Here is a 16,741-nt window from a genome sequence, read left to right as displayed (position 1 = left end):
TTGCTGTCCCGGACGGGGACAACGGCGGGTATGCCGTCGGCCACCTCGACGCAGTTGTCGGCTCCCCCCTCGCTGTAGCTCGACTTACGCCAGCTCACGGCACCGAGATCGGCGTTACGGCTCATGATCGGTGTTCCTCCAGGATGCGCTCGATGAACATCACCGAGTCCAATGGCGTGAGCGCCACGTCTCGGATCCGATCGTAGGCCAGGCGGTACTTGAGGATGTCTTCCGGTTCGTCGAGCAAATCACCCGACGAGCTGCCTTCCAAGTAGGCAACGGAACCGCCGTCCGGTTGCCACAGCAGGTGGAGTGAGCCACCCGGTACCGGTACAACCCCTGCACTGAATGGCAGCACTTGGACCGTGATCGACGGCTGGGCTGCCGAAAAAATGAGGTGGGTCAGTTGGTCTTCCCAGACTTTTGGGTCGGCCACGCTGCGCCGCAGCGCCGCCTCATCGATGATCGCGCGGACCGTCGGCCGGGGTTTCCGGTGAAGGAGTTCCTGTCGGCCGATGCGGGCAACGACTTGCTCCTCCAACTCATCTTCATCCCGCTGCGGCCACATGGACAGAAGCACCCTGGCGTACGCCTCGGTCTGCAACAGGCCCGGGATGACAGGGGTGTACATATGCATCACGTTGGCAGTGGCCTCAAGGCGCATGAACGCTTTGTAGTGGTCGACGAAGGCCTCCATCCGGGCCAGCTTCCACAGGCGCACGAGTACGTCGCCGGTCCCGTAGTACGTGTCCAGGTCCTCCATCACCGGCCGTTTGGAGATGCGTTCGGCGGCCTCCAGCCGGTACAGGTAGCTCTTGTCGTAGTTGGTCTCCTCGGCGAGCTGGCTCAGCGACTTGCCCGCCTTCTCGCGGAGGTACCGCAGGGTGCTGCCGAGTGCGCCCCGTGCGGAGTCCTCGTTGTCGTGCTGCTCCGGCGCTGCGTCCATCGGCGTCCCCACTCCCCTGGCTCCTGGCCCCTGGTGGCGCGTCCGCTGCCGTGCGGGGCGGCAACGCGTCGGCCCTGGTCAGACCTGCGCGCTCACGGTGATGGTGTGAGTACAGCACGTAGCGAACGACCGGAGTGCGGAAATGACGGACAAGGAACGCGAAGCGGCGATGGACGGGATTCGGCAGGCCGAGGCCGTGTGGGAAGAACTCGCGGCGGCGCTGTCCGGCGCCGGGATCACGCTGCCCTCGCTGGGGCTGGACGCTCCTACGCTCGCCGGCTATATGGCTGTTCCGCTCATCGACCTCGGGCGGTGCAATCTCGACACCGCGCGCAGGCTCGCCGCCGTTCTGCGTGCCTGCGAGACGCCCCGGTGAACGGGTCGCCGGAGCGGCTCACGGCGGACGAGCGGCGCCTGATGCTGCGGCTGCTGGCCTGCTTGGAGAGCGGTCTCGTGTGCGGGGGCGCCGGACCGGGCAAGCAACGCGGACAGGGATCGGAACCGCCATCACCGGAGTCCGCGCGGCCGGGAGACGGGCGGCCGCAGTTCCATGAGCTGAGCGAGCGGGTCCGGGAGCTCAACCGGCGGAGCGTGCGCGGGGACGGCCGGCGGTGACGGGGACCGGACGGCCCGCCGTGGACTGGCTGGCGCCGCCGCGGGGCACGGCCACGATCCCGCGCGGCACGTTGGTCGAGGATCCGGACTCCGGCCGCGTGGGGGTCCTCCAGGACGTCACCGCGTACGTCCCTCCCTGGCACGGTGATCGGCGCCCGCGCCTGCTCGCGTTCGTCAGGCCCGTCGGCGGGGGCCGTGAGTGGACCGCACCGCCGGAGCGGCTGAGGCCGCTCGGTCGGGCCGGTGAGCGGTGAGCACGGTCACGGCTCCGGTCGGCCGGCGCCGCCGGGACCGGCCCGGTAGAGCGCTTGCGCTCCGCTCCCCGGCCGGGGTGGGGTGGGGTTGGCCGTTTCGCGCCGGCCGACGCGCCATGCCCGGGGCCACCGGGACGGCCCCGGTAGCGCGCTTCCGCGCCGCTGCCAGGGTGCTGCGGGCCGTCGGTCATGGGCGTGGCCCGGAACGCGGAAGGCGTTCCGGGCCACGCCCGTTGCCGAAACGGCAGGTGGTCAGTGGTTGCGCGGGAAGCCGAGGTCGACTCCGGCCGGGGACTCGGACGGGTCGGGCCAGCGGGTGGTGACGACCTTGCCGCGGGTGTAGAAGTGCACGCCGTCGTTGCCGTAGATGTGGTGGTCGCCGAAGAGGGAGTCCTTCCAGCCGCCGAAGGAGTGGTAGCCGACGGGGACCGGGATCGGGACGTTGACGCCGACCATGCCGGCCTCGACCTCCATCTGGAAGCGGCGGGCCGCGCCGCCGTCCCGGGTGAAGATCGCGGTGCCGTTGCCGAAGGGCGAGGCGTTGATCAGCTCGACGCCCTCCTCGTAGGTGTCGGCGCGGAGCACGGTCAGCACGGGGCCGAAGATCTCGTCGCGGTAGGCGTCGGCGTCGGCCGGCACCTTGTCGAGGAGCGAGATGCCGATCCAGTGGCCGTCCTCGTAGCCGTCGACCGTGAAGCCGGTGCCGTCGAGGACGACGTCGCAGCCCTGGGCGGCCGCGCCGGTGACGTAGGAGGCCACCTTGTCCCGGTGAACCTTGGTGATCAGCGGGCCCATCTCGCTCGTCGGGTCGTCGCCGGGGCCGATCTTGATCTTCTCGGCGCGCTCGCGGATCTTCTCGACCAGTTCGTCGCCGATGGCGCCGACGGCGACGACGGCGGAGATCGCCATGCAGCGCTCGCCGGCGGATCCGTACGCGGCGGAGACGGCGGCGTCCGCGGCGGCGTCCAGGTCGGCGTCGGGGAGTACCAGCATGTGGTTCTTGGCACCGCCCAGCGCCTGCACGCGCTTGCCGTTGGCGGAGGCGGTGGTGTGGATGTAGCGGGCGATGGGGGTGGAGCCGACGAAGGAGACGGCCGCGATGTCGGGGTGCTCCAGAAGCCGGTCCACGGCCACCTTGTCGCCGTGGACGATGTTGAGGACACCGTCCGGCAGACCCGCCTCGGCGAACAGCTCGGCGAGCCTCATCGACGCGGAGGGGTCCTTCTCGCTGGGCTTGAGGACGAAGGTGTTGCCGCAGGCGATGGCCAGCGGGAACATCCACATCGGCACCATGGCGGGGAAGTTGAACGGCGTGATGCCGGCGACGACACCGAGGGGCTGGCGGATCGCGGCGACGTCGACCCGGCTGGAGACCTGGGTGGACAGCTCGCCCTTGAGCTGGGTGGTGATACCGCAGGCGAGTTCGACGATCTCCAGGCCCCGGGCGACCTCGCCCAGCGCGTCGGAGTGCACCTTGCCGTGCTCGGCGGTGATCAGTTCCGCGATCTCGTCGCGGTGCGCGTCCAGCAGGGCGCGGAACTTGAACATCACGGTGGTGCGCTGGGCGAGCGAGGAGTGGCGCCAGGTCTGGGAGGCGGCCTTGGCCGCGGCGACGGCGGCGTCCACCTCGTCGACGGAGGCGAAGGCGACCTTGGTGGTGACGGTGCCGGTGGCGGGGTCGGTGACATTCCCCCAGTTGCCCGACGCGCCCTCGACGGTCTTGCCACCGATCCAGTGGTTGACGGTCTTCGTCATGACGGAACTCCTTCGGAACGACTGTGGATGGTGGCGGCGGGCCTGCGACTTCCAACATCCCACCACGGCGCTGCGGCGGGACGGCGTGGACACAGTGTCAGCCGTTTCGGTCTCCGCTTAGACAGATGCTCGGGCGTACCGGCCGCGAGGCCGCGGACCTCCGGCGCGGGGGGCGTGGCGGGCGGGGAGTCGTCGCTCGCGCTTCGCTCCTGCCAGGGCGAAGCGGCCTCCCGCGCCGGAGGAGATCCGGGCGGCGTGCATCTCACGCTGCGGCACGCGTGACGTCCCTCAAGGTGTAGTGGTCCCGGGTGAACCATGTCAATAATTTGTCCTTACATCAGGACGACTTTGCGACACGGTTCCGTGGGCGCGGCATGTCCGTGGGGGCGCGCAGGGGTTGAGGACCCGCGCGGGTGCCCAGCGTGCCGCCCTGACTCCGGCGGCCCGCTCAGGGGGACGGCGCCGGCGGGTGACGCTCGGCGCGATCGGCGCGTCTCCGGCCGCGACGATCCGGGCGGCGGCCAGATGTCGTCCAGGGCCATGTCCTTGACGAGGACGGCGATACGCACGGAGCCGGGCCCGTGGTGATCAGCCGGGTGGCCTCGATGCCGTCCGTGCCGGGCATCAGGAGGTCCGTCGCCACGGCGTCCGGGGCGAGCTCCACGGTCAGCCGGACGGCTTCGGCTCCGGTTCCCCGCCTCGCCCACGACCTCGATGTCCGTGGTGTCGGTGATGACCATCTTCACGGCGGCGCGGACCAGGGGATTATCGTCGGCGAGTACGACGCGGACGGTCATGTGGGAGGGCGGCCGGCTGCCCGCCGGGGCTTTCCGGCTTCTTGATCTCGTCACACATGTTCCGCTTGTGCGGGGCTTCCGTCACAGCCCGGCGACAGCCCCTGGCCGCCGGGCGGGATGCGTCGTTCACGGGGCGGAGGCTGAGTGCCGCTCAGCAGACCGCCGCAGCTCCCCCGTCGGCCACCCCCAGGGCCGCCGCTGCGGCGTGCGCAGGAGGTGTGTGCCCGAGATGACCGATCACAGGCTCTGGTCGTACAAGGAGATCGCCGCCCATATCGGGGTGCAGACGGACACCGTGCGCTCGTACCGGAAGCACGGGCTGCTGCCCGCTCCCGACCTGGTGGAGAACGGCAAGCCCTTCTGGTACGCCGACACCGTCCGCGCCTGGGTCGCGAGCAGGCCCGGTAATCGCGGTCGCAGGGACGATCCGCGGGGCCGGTCCCGTTGATCGCCCAGCGGGCTCCGCGACCGCCACCGTCCCGCTCGCCCGGCCCGGGGTCGGGTCGGGCGAGCGGGACGGTGGCGCGGGCCTCGCCGACGGCGCGGGTCAGCGCCCGGCGCCCACCGTGTCGGGCGTGCGCTCGGCCTGCGGGGCGGGGGACTCGCCCTCGCTGAGGCCGAACCGGTCGTGCAGGCGGCGCAGCGGGGCCGGTGCCCACCAGGTGGCCTTGCCGGTCAGCCGCATCACCGCGGGGACCAGGAGGCTGCGGATCACCATGGCGTCCATCAGCACCGCCAGCGCGATGCCGAGTCCCAGCATCTTGGTGTTGGTGACGCGCGAGGTGCCGATGGCGACCATCACCACAGCGAGGATCACCGCCGCGGCCGTGATCAGCCCGCCCGTGCGCCGGAGCCCGAAGCGCACCGAGTGTTCGTGGTCGCCCGTCCGGTCGTACTCCTCCTTGATCCGTGAGAGCAGGAAGACCCCGTAGTCCATGGACAGTCCGAAGGCGACACAGAACATCAGCACGGGCAGGGTGGTCTCTATGTCCCCGGTCGAGGTGAAGGACAGCACCCCGGAGAGATTTCCGTCCTGGAAGACCCAGACCATGGCGCCGAACATCGCGGTGAGGCTGAGCGCGTTGAGCAGCACCGCCTGAAGCGGAATCAGCACGCTCCCGGTGAGCAGGAAGACCAGGACCAGTGTCACGATCACGATGATCGCGAGCGCCCAGGGCAGCCGGTCCCCGATGGCGTCCTTGGAGTCGACCAGCACGGCCGCCGTGCCCGTCACCGAGGCGTCGAAGGAGGTGTCCAGCGCCCTGATGTCGCCCACCAGGCGCTGGCTGCCCTCGTCCACCGGCTCGCCCTCCGGGAGCACCGTGAGGTAGGCGGTGCCGCCGTCGGTCCGGGCGGCGTCGGCGGGTCCCGGCTCCTGGGTGCGGGCCCCGTCGGTGTACTGGCCGGCGGGGCCGGCCACGGTGAGCACTCCCGGGAGTTCTGAGATGCGGGAGCTGTAGCCGGCCAGGTCTGCGGAGCTGGGGTCACCCTCGGTCAGGACCGTGAGACCGCCGCTCGGTGATCCGGGAAAGCCTTCGCGTATGTGCTCCTGCACCACGCGGGACTCCGCGCTCGCGGGCAGCTGCCGGTCGTCCGCCGTGCCGAACTTGACGCCCAGGAACGGCGTGCCGAGCAGGACCAGCACGGCTGTCGTGCCGATGGCGAAGACGGGGGCCCTGCGCATCACGAGCGAGGCCGTCCTGGCCCAGCCCGCGCCGCCCTCGGCGGCCGGAGAGGCCGCGGTGTTCCCCGCGCGCCGGCGCCGCAGCAGCCGGCGCAGGTCGAGCGCGTCCACGCGGTGGCCGAGCAGCACCAGTGCCGCGGGAAGCAGGATCAGCGCCGCGGCGGCGGCCAGCAGCACCACCGCTATTCCGGCGTACGCGAACGAGCGCAGGAAGTACTGCGGGAAGACCATCATCGCAGCCAGCGAGACCGCCACGGTCAGCGCGGAGAAGAGCACCGTGCGCCCCGCGGTGCGCAGGGTGGTGCCCACGGCCGACCGCACCTCGGCCCCGGCCGCCAGTTCCTCACGGAAGCGCCGCACGATGAACAGGGCGTAGTCGATGGCGAGTCCGAGCCCGAGGGCCGTCGTCAGGTTCTGGGCGAAGACGGAGACGTCGGTGAACTCCGTGAGGCCGCGGAGCACCGCGTTCGTGCCGATGATGGCCACGATGCCGATGCCGAGCGGCAGCAGGGCCGCCACGGCGCTGCCGAAGACCATGACCAGCAGCACCAGCGTGACCGGAAGGGCGATCATCTCGGCGCGCAGCAGGTCGTCCTGGATGGTGGTCTGCAGTTCGTGCCGGACCGCGAGCGGGCCGCCGAGGGAGACCTCGACGGGTCCGTGGGTCCCTCGGTACTCGGGGGCGATCCGGTCCAGGACCTCGCCCGCCGACGTCTCGTCGCCGCCGACTCGGGCGGCGATCAGCGCCTCCCGGCCGTCCTCGGAGCGCAGCGTGGGTGAGCCGGTCTGCCAGTAGGACCCCACTCCGCCGACCGACTTCTCGCCGGCGAGCCGCTCCGCGAGGGCCCGGCCCTCCGCGGCCACCGCGGGGTCGTCGACGCTGCCGCCCGGGCCCGCGTCGACGAGCAGCAGGAGATTCGGCTGGGAGTCGGGGAACTCGCGTGCCAGGGCCTCGGTGGCGTAGGTGGACTGGGAGTCCGGGGCCTCCCAGCCGCCGCTGGACATCCGGTCGGCGACGCCGCTTCCCCCGACCACGGCGAGTGCCGTGAACAGCAGGGCGAGCAGGAGGGTCAGGCGCGGGCGCGCGGTGGCGAACCGCGTCCAGCCGCCGGGTTCGGCGGGGCCGCCCGTCCCGCTGTCCGGACGGCGCGCGCTGTTGACTTCGGACATTGCTCGGTGTCCCCTTCACCTGACCCGGCCGCTGACACGACGGCACGGGTCCCCGTTGCCATAGACTGGCAAACACGAGCCATCGCTCGCATTCCTCAAGAATGCGAGCGGGTGCTCGTGTTTGTCAACTGCGTTCGAGAGTTGAGGATCATTCGTGCCGGAGACCAGGACGCCACGCGAACAGACCGGGACGGCCGGGAGCGACGCGACCGGGGGCGACACCACCAAGGGCGCCGACTCCTCGGGCGCCGGCCGGACAGGCACCGGCTCAACGGGCGCCGCCACCGGGAACGGCAGGAAGGGCGACGGCGCGGCCGGCGCCGCCCCGCGGCGCAGGCAGGCGCGGGGCGAGCGGCGGATGCGGCAGTTGCTGGACGCCGCCGGAACGGTCTTCTGCCAGGTCGGGTACACCGCCGCGAGCACCAACGCCATCGCGCGCGAGGCCGGGGTCTCGCCGGGCACGCTCTACCAGTTCTTCCCCAACAAGGAGGCGATCGCCGTCGAACTCGGCGACCGCCTGATACAGCGCTGGCAGGACTCGCACGGGCAGGCCTTCGATCCCGCCAACCTGACCCTGCCGCTCGACCGGCTCCTGGACGCGGTCCTCGATCCGCTGATCGTGTTCAACTACGAGAACCCGGCCTTCGCCGTGCTGATGCACGGCCCCGACGTGCCCGGCCGACTGACCCAGGAATGCGACAACCTGCACGTCGCAGTTCTGGGCCGCGTCGTGGAGATCTTCACGCAGTACCTCCCCGACACCCCGCCCGCCGAGGTGTCCCGGACCGCGAACATGGTGTTCGCGCTGTTCAAGGCGGGGCTGGACCTGATCCTGGCGCACGAGGGGGACGAGAGGCAGGCGTACGTCAGGGAACTGAAGACCGTCATGTACCGCTACCTGGCCCCGCTCGCGGACGCCTGAGTCCGGTCGGCGCTCCTTCGGCACTCCTCGGAACAAGTACCCCCTAGGGGTATAGTGGAAAGTGCGTGGGGCAACTGGCGTCCCACGCACTTCGTACGACCGTCGCGAGGAGAACGACATGACCGCCGAAACCACCACGGTGTACAAGGTGAGCGGCATGACCTGTGGCCACTGCGAGGGGGCCGTGACGAGCGAGCTCTCCGAACTGCCCGGCGTGACCTCCGTCAAGGCGGTGGCCTCCACCGGACAGGTGACCGTGGTGTCCGAGGCCCCGCTCGACGAGGCAGCCGTGCGCGCGGCCGTGGACGAGGCGGGCTACGAGCTCGTCGGCACGGCCTGAGCCGCCGGCCGGGAAAGTCCCGGTACCGAGCAGACTCCCCCGGTCCGGGCCGTACCGCCCAGCTCATACTGCCGCCGTACGGTCCGGCCCTTCCTCAGGAGAATCCGAATGACCAGCACGGCCGACACCACCGAGATACACGACCAGGGCCGGGTCGAACTCGCCATCGGCGGTATGACCTGCGCCTCCTGCGCCGCACGCATCGAGAAGAAGCTCAACCGGATGGACGGCGTCACGGCCTCCGTCAACTTCGCCACCGAGAAGGCCCGCGTCGACTTCCCCATGGGCACCGACGTCGCCGACCTGATCGCCACCGTCGTGAAGACGGGATACACCGCCGAGCCGGTACGCCCCCCGGAGCCCGAACCCCGGCCCGAGCAGGAGACCGCCACCGGGGCCGGAACCGGGGCCGCGGGCGGCCCTTCCGCGGAGGGTTCCCGCGCGCCGGACGAGCCCGATGTCCTGCGGCAGCGTCTGACGGTGTCCGCCCTGCTCGCCGTGCCCGTCGTCCTGATGTCGATGATCCCGGCACTCCAGTTCGACAACTGGCAGTGGCTGTCCCTCACTCTCGCCTCCCCCGTCGTCGTCTGGGGCGCGCTGCCCTTCCACCGGGCCGCCTGGACGAACGTCCGGCACGGCGCGGCCACGATGGACACGCTGGTGTCCCTGGGCACGCTGGCCGCCTTCGGCTGGTCCCTGTGGGCCCTGTTCTTCGGGCACGCCGGCATGACCGGCATGCGGCACGGCTTCGAGTGGACGGCCTCGGGCACGGACGCCTCCTCGACGCTCTATCTGGAGGTCGCGGCCGGGGTCACCGTCTTCCTGCTCCTCGGCCGCTTCCTGGAGGCCCGTTCCAAGCGCAGGGCGGGAGCCGCGCTGCGCGCGCTGCTGGAGCTCGGAGCCAAGGAGGTCTCCGTGCTGCGCGGCGGCACGGAGGTACGCATCTCCGCCGCGCGGCTCTCCGCCGGCGACCTGTTCGTCGTCCGCCCGGGCGAGAAGATCGCCACCGACGGCGAGGTCGTCGAGGGTGTCTCCGCGGTGGACGTCTCCATGCTGACCGGCGAGTCCGTCCCGGTGGACGTGACGGCCGGAGACCCGGTCACCGGGGCCACCGTCAACACCTCCGGCCGGCTCGTCGTGCGGGCCACCCGCGTCGGTGCCGACACCCAGCTCGCCCGGATGGCGAAGCTGGTGGAGGAGGCGCAGAACGGCAAGGCCGCGGTGCAGCGGCTGGCCGACCGCATCTCGGCGGTCTTCGTCCCGGTCGTCCTGGTCATCTCCCTCGGCACGCTGGTCGCCTGGCTGCTGGCCACCGACGACGTCACGGCCGCCTTCACCGCCGCCGTCGCGGTCCTGATCATCGCCTGCCCGTGCGCCCTGGGCCTCGCCACTCCGACCGCGCTGATGGTCGGCACCGGGCGAGGTGCCCAGCTCGGCATCCTGATCAAGGGCCCCGAGGTACTGGAGTCGACCCGCAAGGTGGACACGGTCGTCCTCGACAAGACCGGCACGGTCACCACCGGCCGGATGGAGCTGCGGGACGTCCTGCCCGCCGCCGCCGTGGACGAGAAGGAGCTGCTGCGGCTCGCGGGGGCACTGGAACACGCCTCGGAGCACCCGATCGCCCGTGCGATCGCCGCGGGCGCGGCCGAGCGCGCGGGGGCACTCCCGGTGCCGGACGGCTTCGAGAACACGGCAGGGCTCGGCGTCCGCGGCGTCGTGGAGGGCCACGAGGTCGTGGTGGGCCGCAGGCAGCTGCTGGAGGCCGGTTCCATCGCCCTGCCGGAGGAGCTGGCGGCCGGGGCGGCGCGGGCCGAGGCCGAGGGGCGCACGGCGGTCCTGGTGGCCTGGGACGGGGTCGCGCGCGGCGTCCTCACGGTCGCCGACGCGGTGAAGGAGACGAGCGCGCAGGCCGTGGCCGAGCTGCGCGCCCTGGGCCTGGACCCCGTGCTGCTGACCGGTGACAACCTGGCGGTGGCCGAGTCCGTGGCCCGCTCGGTCGGCATCACCGAGGTCTACGCGGAGGTCCTGCCCCAGGACAAGGTGGACGTCGTCAGGCGGCTCCAGGCCGAGGGCCGCAGCGTGGCGATGGTCGGCGACGGCGTCAACGACGCCGCGGCGCTGGCGACGGCGGACCTGGGCCTGGCGATGGGAACGGGCACGGACGCGGCGATCGAGGCGGGCGACCTGACACTCGTACGGGGGGATCTCCGGGTGGCGGCGGACGCGATCCGGCTCTCCCGGCGGACTCTCGGCACCATCAAGGGAAATCTCTTCTGGGCGTTCGGATACAACGTGGCCGCGCTGCCGCTCGCGGCGGCCGGGCTGCTCAATCCGATGATCGCGGGGGCCGCGATGGCCTTTTCCTCGGTTTTCGTGGTCAGCAACAGCCTCAGGCTGCGAAGCTTCAGGTAAGCATCGAGCAAAGGACGTTCACAGATCCCCCTTAGTATCTTCACCTCACGGGCATCAGTCTCCATACTGGTTCTCTTGCGTCAAAGCTGGACATATGCAAGAGACGCAGATCACAGTGATGTGAACGTAACCAAGAACGGGAGTCGTGAGTCTAAAGTTGCGATGCCATGGACGTCTTGGGGGACGTCCGAGGAGGAGCGTCTTGGGGGGCGTTCTTCCAGGCGAGCGTTGGCCGGGGCACGTACACCGGGGAGCTTTGAGCGGCCCTCCCGTACGCACCCCGGCCAGACCGCGAATCCCACCGACGCCCGGACGGATCCCGTGGGGGGAATCCGCACCGGGATTGGAAGCGCCCCGTCGATCGACCCGTGGGGGGATCGATCGCGGGGCGCTTCTCCATTGCCTCGCCGGCTCCGCGCCGTCGTCGTCATGTCACATCGATCACCGGGGCAGCGACGCCCGCATGAGTGATCACGTCCGATACGCCGCGAATGCCGCTCGATGATCGTTCAGTTCAGCGCTGCTCCACCGGCACGAAGTCGCGCTCGACGATGCCCGTGTAGATCTGACGCGGACGGCCGATGCGGGAGCCGGGCTCCTTGATCATCTCGTGCCACTGGGCGATCCAGCCGGGGAGCCGGCCGATCGCGAAGAGCACGGTGAACATCTCCGTCGGGAAGCCCATGGCCCGGTAGATCAGACCGGTGTAGAAGTCCACGTTCGGGTAGAGGTTGCGCGAGACGAAGTACTCGTCGGAGAGCGCGTGCTCCTCGAGCTTGAGCGCGATGTCCAGCAGCTCGTCGCTCTTGCCCAGCGCCGAGAGGACGTCGTGCGCCGCAGCCTTGATGATCTTCGCCCGCGGGTCGAAGTTCTTGTAGACGCGGTGGCCGAAGCCCATCAGGCGGACGCCGTCCTCCTTGTTCTTCACCTTGCGGATGAAGGAGTCGACATCGCCGCCGTTCGACTTGATGCCCTCGAGCATCTCCAGCACCGACGCGTTGGCGCCGCCGTGCAGCGGGCCCCACAGGGCGCTGATGCCCGCGGAGATCGAGGCGAACATGTTCGCCTGCGAGGAGCCGACCAGGCGCACGGTGGAGGTCGAGCAGTTCTGCTCGTGGTCCGCGTGCAGGATCAGCAGCTTTTCCAGGGCGCTGACGACGACCGGGTCCAGCTCGTACTCCTGGGCGGGGACCGAGAAGGTCATGCGCAGGAAGTTCTCGACGTACCCGAGGTCGTTGCGCGGGTAGACGAAGGGGTGCCCGATCGACTTCTTGTACGCGTACGCCGCGATCGTCGGAAGCTTGGCGAGCAGGCGGATCGTCGACAGGTGCCGCTGCTGCTCGTCGAAGGGGTTGTGGCTGTCCTGGTAGAAGGTGGACAGCGCGCTGACCACGGAGGACAGCATGGCCATCGGATGGGCGTCGCGCGGGAAGCCCTGGAAGAACCGCTTGACGTCCTCGTGCAGCAGGGTGTGCTGGGTGATCTCGCCCCTGAACTCCGCGAGCTGGTCGACCGCGGGGAGCTCACCGTTGATCAGCAGGTACGCAGTCTCGAGGAACGTGCTGCCCTCGGCGAGCTGCTCGATCGGATACCCGCGGTAGCGGAGGATGCCTCCCTCACCGTCGAGGTAGGTGATCCCGGATTTGTAGGCGGCGGTGTTGCCGTACCCGCTGTCCAGGGTGACCAGACCGGTCTGGGCGCGGAGCTTGCCAATGTCGAAGCCCTTGTCGCCGACGGTACTGTCGACCACCGGGTAGGTGTACTCGTCGTCCCCGTACCGCAGTACTACAGAGTTGTCGCTCACGTCTTCCCTCACCGACGTTGTGCCTCTTCTTCGAGGTGCCCTGACTGCCTCTACCATCCCCCATTCGGCCCTGGATGGTGCACTCGGGGTCGGCCATCAGGCCTATTGACGGCACTCAGTGCCGCCAGCCTGCCCATCCTGCCGCCTCCGTCCGACTTCCGGAAGGCCTGAGTGATGTTTGCCACCGATTTGATCGATCATTTCGTCAGACGGTGGTCCAGAGCAGTGAAACGGCGCCCCGCGGAGACCGTGCGGACCGCCTGCCCGATGGCTCTGCGGGAGCCGACGAGCACCACGAGCCGCTTGGCGCGGGTGACCGCGGTGTAGAGCAGGTTCCGCTGGAGCATCATCCAGGCGCCGGTGGTCACAGGGATCACTACCGCCGGGTACTCGCTGCCCTGGGAGCGGTGGATCGTCACGGCATAGGCGTGGGCCAGTTCGTCCAGCTCGTCGAAGTCGTACGGCACCTCCTCGTCCTCGTCCGTACGCACCGTCAGGCGCTGTTCGTCGACGTCCAGAGCGGTGACGACACCGACTGTGCCATTGAAGACGCCATTACGCCCTTTTTCATAATTGTTGCGGATCTGCGTCACCTTGTCCCCCACACGGAAGACACGGCCGCCGAACCGCTTCTCCGGCAGGTCCGGCCGGGCCGGGGTGACGGCCTGCTGGAGCAGCCCGTTGAGCGTCCCCGCACCGGCCGGCCCCCGGTGCATCGGGGCGAGCACCTGCACGTCGCGCCGCGGGTCGAGGCCGAACTTCGCCGGGATCCTGCGGGCGGCGACGTCCACCGTCAGCCGCCCGGCCTCCTCCGTGTCGTCCTCGACGAACAGAAAGAAGTCCTTCATGCCCTGGGTCAGCGGGTGCTCGCCGCTGTTGATGCGGTGCGCGTTGGTGACCACGCCCGACTGCTGCGCCTGCCGGAAGATCCGGGTCAGCCGGACAGCGGGCACCGGCCCGCCCTCGGCGAGTAGGTCCCTCAGCACCTCCCCCGCCCCCACCGAGGGCAACTGGTCCACGTCCCCGACCATCAGCAGGTGCGCGCCCGGGGCGACCGCCTTGACCAGCTTGTTCGCCAGCAGCAGGTCCAGCATCGAGGCCTCGTCCACGACCACGAGGTCGGCGTCGAGCGGCCTGTCCTTGTCGTAGGCCGCGTCGCCGCCCGGCTTGAGCTCCAGCAGCCGGTGCACGGTGGACGCCTCGGCGCCCGTCAGCTCCGACAGGCGCTTCGCGGCCCGTCCAGTCGGCGCGGCCAGCACGACCTTCGCCTTCTTGGCGCGGGCCAGTTCGACCACGGAGCGGACCGTGAAGGACTTGCCGCAGCCCGGTCCGCCGGTCAGCACGGCGACCTTCCGCGTCAGCGCCAGCTTGACGGCCGCCTCCTGCTCGGGGGCCAGTTCGGCGCCCGTGCGGTCCTTCAGCCAGGCGAGCGCCTTGTCCCAGGCCACGTCCTGGAACGCCGGCATCCTGTCCTCCTCGGCACGCAGCAGCCTGCGCACCTGGCCGGCGAGGGAGAGCTCCGCGCGGTGGAAGGGCACCAGATAGATCGCGGAGACGGGGTCTCCACCGTCCGCGGCGGGCACCGTCTCCCGTACGACGCCCTCCTCCCGGACCAGTTCCGCCAGGCAGTCGATGACGAGTCCGGTGTCGACCTGGAGCAGCTTCACGGCGTCGGCGATCAACTGCTCCTCCGGCAGGAAGCAGTGGCCCTGCTCGGTCGACTGCGACAGCGCGTACTGCAGGCCGGCCTTGACCCGCTGCGGGCTGTCGTGCGGTATCCCCACGGCCTGGGCGATGCGGTCGGCGGTGAGGAAGCCGATGCCCCAGACGTCGGCCGCCAGGCGGTACGGCTCGTTCTTCACCACGGAGATGGAGGCGTCGCCGTAGTTCTTGTAGATCCGCACCGCGATGGATGTGGAGACGCCGACCCCCTGGAGGAAGACCATGACCTCCTTGATGGCCTTCTGTTCCTCCCAGGCCGCGCCGATCAGCTTCGTGCGCTTGGGGCCCAGCCCGGGGACCTCGACCAGCCGTGCCGGCTGCCCCTCGATGACGTCCAGCGTCTCCAGGCCGAAGTGCTCGACGATCCGCTCGGCGATCTTCGGGCCGATGCCCTTGATCAGGCCGGAGCCGAGATACCGGCGTATCCCCTGGATCGTGGCGGGCAGCACCGTCGTGTAGTTCTCCACGGTGAACTGCTTGCCGTACTGCGGGTGGGAGCCCCAGCGGCCCTCCATCCGCAGCGACTCGCCGACCTGGGCACCGAGCAGCGAACCGACGACGGTGAGCAGATCACCACCGCCCCGGCCGGTGTCGACGCGCGCCACCGTGTAGCCGTTCTCCTCATTGGCGTAGGTGATCCTCTCAAGAACGCCTTCCACCACAGCCTGGTTGGACATGATCCGACGCTACAGCGGAGGTCGGACAACGGGCACAGCCTGTGGACAACCAGGAACGCGGCCCGTCCGGCAGGCGGGCGGGAGTCGGGCGGCCGGGGCGCACGGACAGCGGTCCGCGGCACGCCTGGCGGCCCGGGACGGCCGCGGACGGCAGGCTGTAGGCACCCCCCGGTCACACGGGGTGGAGGGTGACGGCGACGGAGGGCCCCGAGCGGGCGGACGGGAGCGCACGGATGCACGACTACGACCTGCTGGTCGTGGGATCGGCCAACGCCGACCTGGTGATCGGCGTCGACCGCCGGCCCGGACCCGGCGAGACGGTGCTCGGTTCCGACCTGGCCGTCCACCCGGGCGGCAAGGGCGCGAACCAGGCGGCCGCCGCCGCCCGCCTCGGGGCCCGTACGGCCCTGCTGGCGCGCGTCGGCGACGACGCCCACGGGCGGCTGCTGCTGGAGTCGCAGCGCTCGGCCGGGGTCGACACCGTCGGAGTCCTCGCCGGTGGTGCCCCGACCGGCGTCGCACTGATCACGGTGGACCCGTCGGGGGACAACAGCATCGTGGTCTCGCCGGGCGCCAACGCCCGGCTCACTCCCGAGGACGTACGGGCCGCCGCGAGCCTCTTCCACGCCTCGCGGGTGGTCTCGGTCCAGCTTGAGATCCCGCCGGAGACGGTCGCCGAGGTGGTACGGAACGTGGCTCCCGGCTCCCGGCTCGTACTCAATCCGTCGCCGCCCGCGCCGCTCCCGGCGGAGGTACTTGCCGCGTGCGACCCGCTGGTCGTCAACGAGCACGAGGCACGGTTCATCCTGGGCGGTCCGGCGGACGGGTCCGCCGGGAACTCCCCCGGTGCGGCTGGTGCTGCCGGTGCGGCCGCCGGCCCCGCCGCCGACGACGGCTCTCCCGAGGAGTGGGCGCGGGCACTTCTCTCCCTCGGCCCGCGCTCCGTGGTCGTCACCCTCGGCGCGGAAGGCGCGCTGGTGTCCGCGGGCGGCGACTGCGTGCGGGTGCCGTCCGTGCGGGTCTCCGCCGTCGACACTACAGGCGCCGGCGACGCGTTCACGGCGGCCCTCGCCTGGCGTCTCGGCCGCGGCGAGGACCTGGAGACGGCCGCGGCCTTCGCCGTGCGGGTGGGTGCCGCAGCCGTCACCAAGGAGGGCGCGCAGGCGTCCTTCCCGACCATGGAGGAGATCAAGGCCCTTTGAATCCTCCCCCGGCTGAAGCAGGGGGATTCCTGGCTCACGCCGCCCGCGGGTCAGCCACCCGACAGGTCTTCCGCGCTCAGCACCCGCCGGGTTGAAACCAGCCCGGTTCGATACGGTTTGGCTTTCGAACAACACGTGTACGCGCTCGGCTCTCGCAACGCACAGCGTGTGCCTCACCCGACCAGTTGGGGGTGTCACGTGCGCCGACCGCGCTCCGCACTCGGTCCGTTCCCGGCCTCGCCGGGGGTGCAGGCGTTCCGGGGCGGGTCCAGGGGCCCGCTCCCCAGGCGCACCCGGCCCGTCCCGACGTACCCGCGGGCCTGTCGGGTGCGGCAGGACGACTCATCGAGGGGGTGCCGGTCCGTCGACCGGCACCCCCTCGTGGTCCCCTCCGCGCCGGTCCTTCCCGATCCCCCCAGATCCCTCCCCGGAAGTCCC

General features: G+C 70.7%; 13 protein-coding genes and 2 pseudogenes. 7 read left to right on the top strand and 8 right to left on the bottom strand.

The window, feature by feature from the left end:
* Together GUY61_RS20580 and GUY61_RS20575 are read right to left on the bottom strand one after the other, a co-directional pair.
* Positions 1 to 125 (bottom strand): DUF397 domain-containing protein (locus GUY61_RS20580; RefSeq protein WP_166631680.1); only part of this gene is annotated, 125 nt, incomplete at its 3' end.
* The gene (locus GUY61_RS20575) at positions 122 to 946 is read right to left on the bottom strand and encodes a helix-turn-helix transcriptional regulator (protein ID WP_166631679.1); all 825 of its coding nucleotides are present in this window, start codon (positions 944 to 946) and stop codon (positions 122 to 124) included. The genes GUY61_RS20575 and GUY61_RS20580, both read right to left, overlap by 4 nt.
* 142 nt (positions 947 to 1,088) lie before the next feature.
* On the opposite strand from GUY61_RS20575, the gene GUY61_RS20570 reads away from it, so the two are divergent.
* Together GUY61_RS20570 and GUY61_RS20565 are read left to right on the top strand one after the other, a co-directional pair.
* A complete protein-coding gene (locus tag GUY61_RS20570; protein WP_166631678.1) occupies positions 1,089 to 1,322 on the top strand; it encodes a hypothetical protein in 234 nt (77 codons plus the stop codon).
* A gap of 235 nt (positions 1,323 to 1,557) precedes the next feature.
* Complete coding sequence (locus tag GUY61_RS20565; RefSeq protein ID WP_243766610.1) at positions 1,558 to 1,815, top strand: hypothetical protein; 258 nt, start codon at positions 1,558 to 1,560, stop codon at positions 1,813 to 1,815.
* Between the two features lie 252 nt (positions 1,816 to 2,067).
* Here the strand turns inward: GUY61_RS20565 and mmsA are convergent, their stop codons facing one another.
* The 3 genes and pseudogenes from mmsA to GUY61_RS40310 form a co-directional block, all read right to left on the bottom strand.
* On the bottom strand, positions 2,068 to 3,570 hold the full coding sequence (gene mmsA / locus GUY61_RS20560; RefSeq protein WP_166631677.1) for a CoA-acylating methylmalonate-semialdehyde dehydrogenase: 1,503 nt from the start codon (positions 3,568 to 3,570) through the stop codon (positions 2,068 to 2,070).
* 168 nt (positions 3,571 to 3,738) lie between these two features.
* Positions 3,739 to 3,822: pseudogene (locus tag GUY61_RS40315) on the bottom strand (5-deoxy-glucuronate isomerase); the annotation flags it as partial.
* Between the two features lie 210 nt (positions 3,823 to 4,032).
* Positions 4,033 to 4,367, bottom strand: a pseudogene (locus GUY61_RS40310) (response regulator transcription factor); the annotation flags it as partial.
* A gap of 229 nt (positions 4,368 to 4,596) precedes the next feature.
* Here GUY61_RS40310 and GUY61_RS20545 point away from each other — a divergent pair.
* The gene (locus tag GUY61_RS20545) at positions 4,597 to 4,815 is read left to right on the top strand and encodes an AlpA family transcriptional regulator (RefSeq protein WP_166631676.1); all 219 of its coding nucleotides are present in this window, start codon (positions 4,597 to 4,599) and stop codon (positions 4,813 to 4,815) included.
* Between the two features lie 99 nt (positions 4,816 to 4,914).
* Here the strand turns inward: GUY61_RS20545 and GUY61_RS20540 are convergent, their stop codons facing one another.
* The gene (locus GUY61_RS20540) at positions 4,915 to 7,221 is read right to left on the bottom strand and encodes an MMPL family transporter (RefSeq protein ID WP_166631675.1); all 2,307 of its coding nucleotides are present in this window, start codon (positions 7,219 to 7,221) and stop codon (positions 4,915 to 4,917) included.
* A gap of 154 nt (positions 7,222 to 7,375) precedes the next feature.
* Between GUY61_RS20540 and GUY61_RS20535 the strand changes: the two genes are divergently transcribed.
* The 3 genes from GUY61_RS20535 to GUY61_RS20525 all read left to right on the top strand — a co-directional run bounded on the left by GUY61_RS20535 (position 7,376) and on the right by GUY61_RS20525 (position 10,898).
* The gene (locus GUY61_RS20535; protein ID WP_313896760.1) at positions 7,376 to 8,143 is read left to right on the top strand and encodes a TetR family transcriptional regulator; all 768 of its coding nucleotides are present in this window, start codon (positions 7,376 to 7,378) and stop codon (positions 8,141 to 8,143) included.
* Positions 8,144 to 8,261: 118 nt separating this feature from the next.
* Complete coding sequence (locus GUY61_RS20530) at positions 8,262 to 8,483, top strand: heavy-metal-associated domain-containing protein (RefSeq protein WP_166631674.1); 222 nt, start codon at positions 8,262 to 8,264, stop codon at positions 8,481 to 8,483.
* 108 nt (positions 8,484 to 8,591) lie between these two features.
* The gene (locus GUY61_RS20525; protein WP_166631673.1) at positions 8,592 to 10,898 is read left to right on the top strand and encodes a cation-translocating P-type ATPase; all 2,307 of its coding nucleotides are present in this window, start codon (positions 8,592 to 8,594) and stop codon (positions 10,896 to 10,898) included.
* A gap of 514 nt (positions 10,899 to 11,412) precedes the next feature.
* Here GUY61_RS20525 and GUY61_RS20520 read toward each other — a convergent pair.
* Both GUY61_RS20520 and GUY61_RS20515 read right to left on the bottom strand, forming a co-directional pair.
* The gene (locus GUY61_RS20520) at positions 11,413 to 12,702 is read right to left on the bottom strand and encodes a citrate synthase (RefSeq protein ID WP_166631672.1); all 1,290 of its coding nucleotides are present in this window, start codon (positions 12,700 to 12,702) and stop codon (positions 11,413 to 11,415) included.
* A 197-nt stretch (positions 12,703 to 12,899) separates the two neighbouring features.
* The gene (locus tag GUY61_RS20515; RefSeq protein ID WP_166631671.1) at positions 12,900 to 15,101 is read right to left on the bottom strand and encodes an ATP-dependent RecD-like DNA helicase; all 2,202 of its coding nucleotides are present in this window, start codon (positions 15,099 to 15,101) and stop codon (positions 12,900 to 12,902) included.
* A 233-nt stretch (positions 15,102 to 15,334) separates the two neighbouring features.
* Here GUY61_RS20515 and GUY61_RS20510 point away from each other — a divergent pair, with 233 nt between their 5' ends.
* Positions 15,335 to 16,303: a ribokinase gene (locus GUY61_RS20510; RefSeq protein WP_166631681.1), complete on the top strand. Its 969-nt coding sequence runs from the start codon at positions 15,335 to 15,337 to the stop codon at positions 16,301 to 16,303.
* Positions 16,304 to 16,741: the final 438 nt, after the last annotated feature.

Origin of the sequence: Streptomyces sp. GC420 (assembly GCF_009916105.1) — a bacterium.
Classification (GTDB): Bacteria; Actinomycetota; Actinomycetes; order Streptomycetales; family Streptomycetaceae; genus Streptomyces.
Note: the sequence above shows the minus strand (reverse complement) of the source record. Positions and strands in the feature narration are given on the sequence as shown.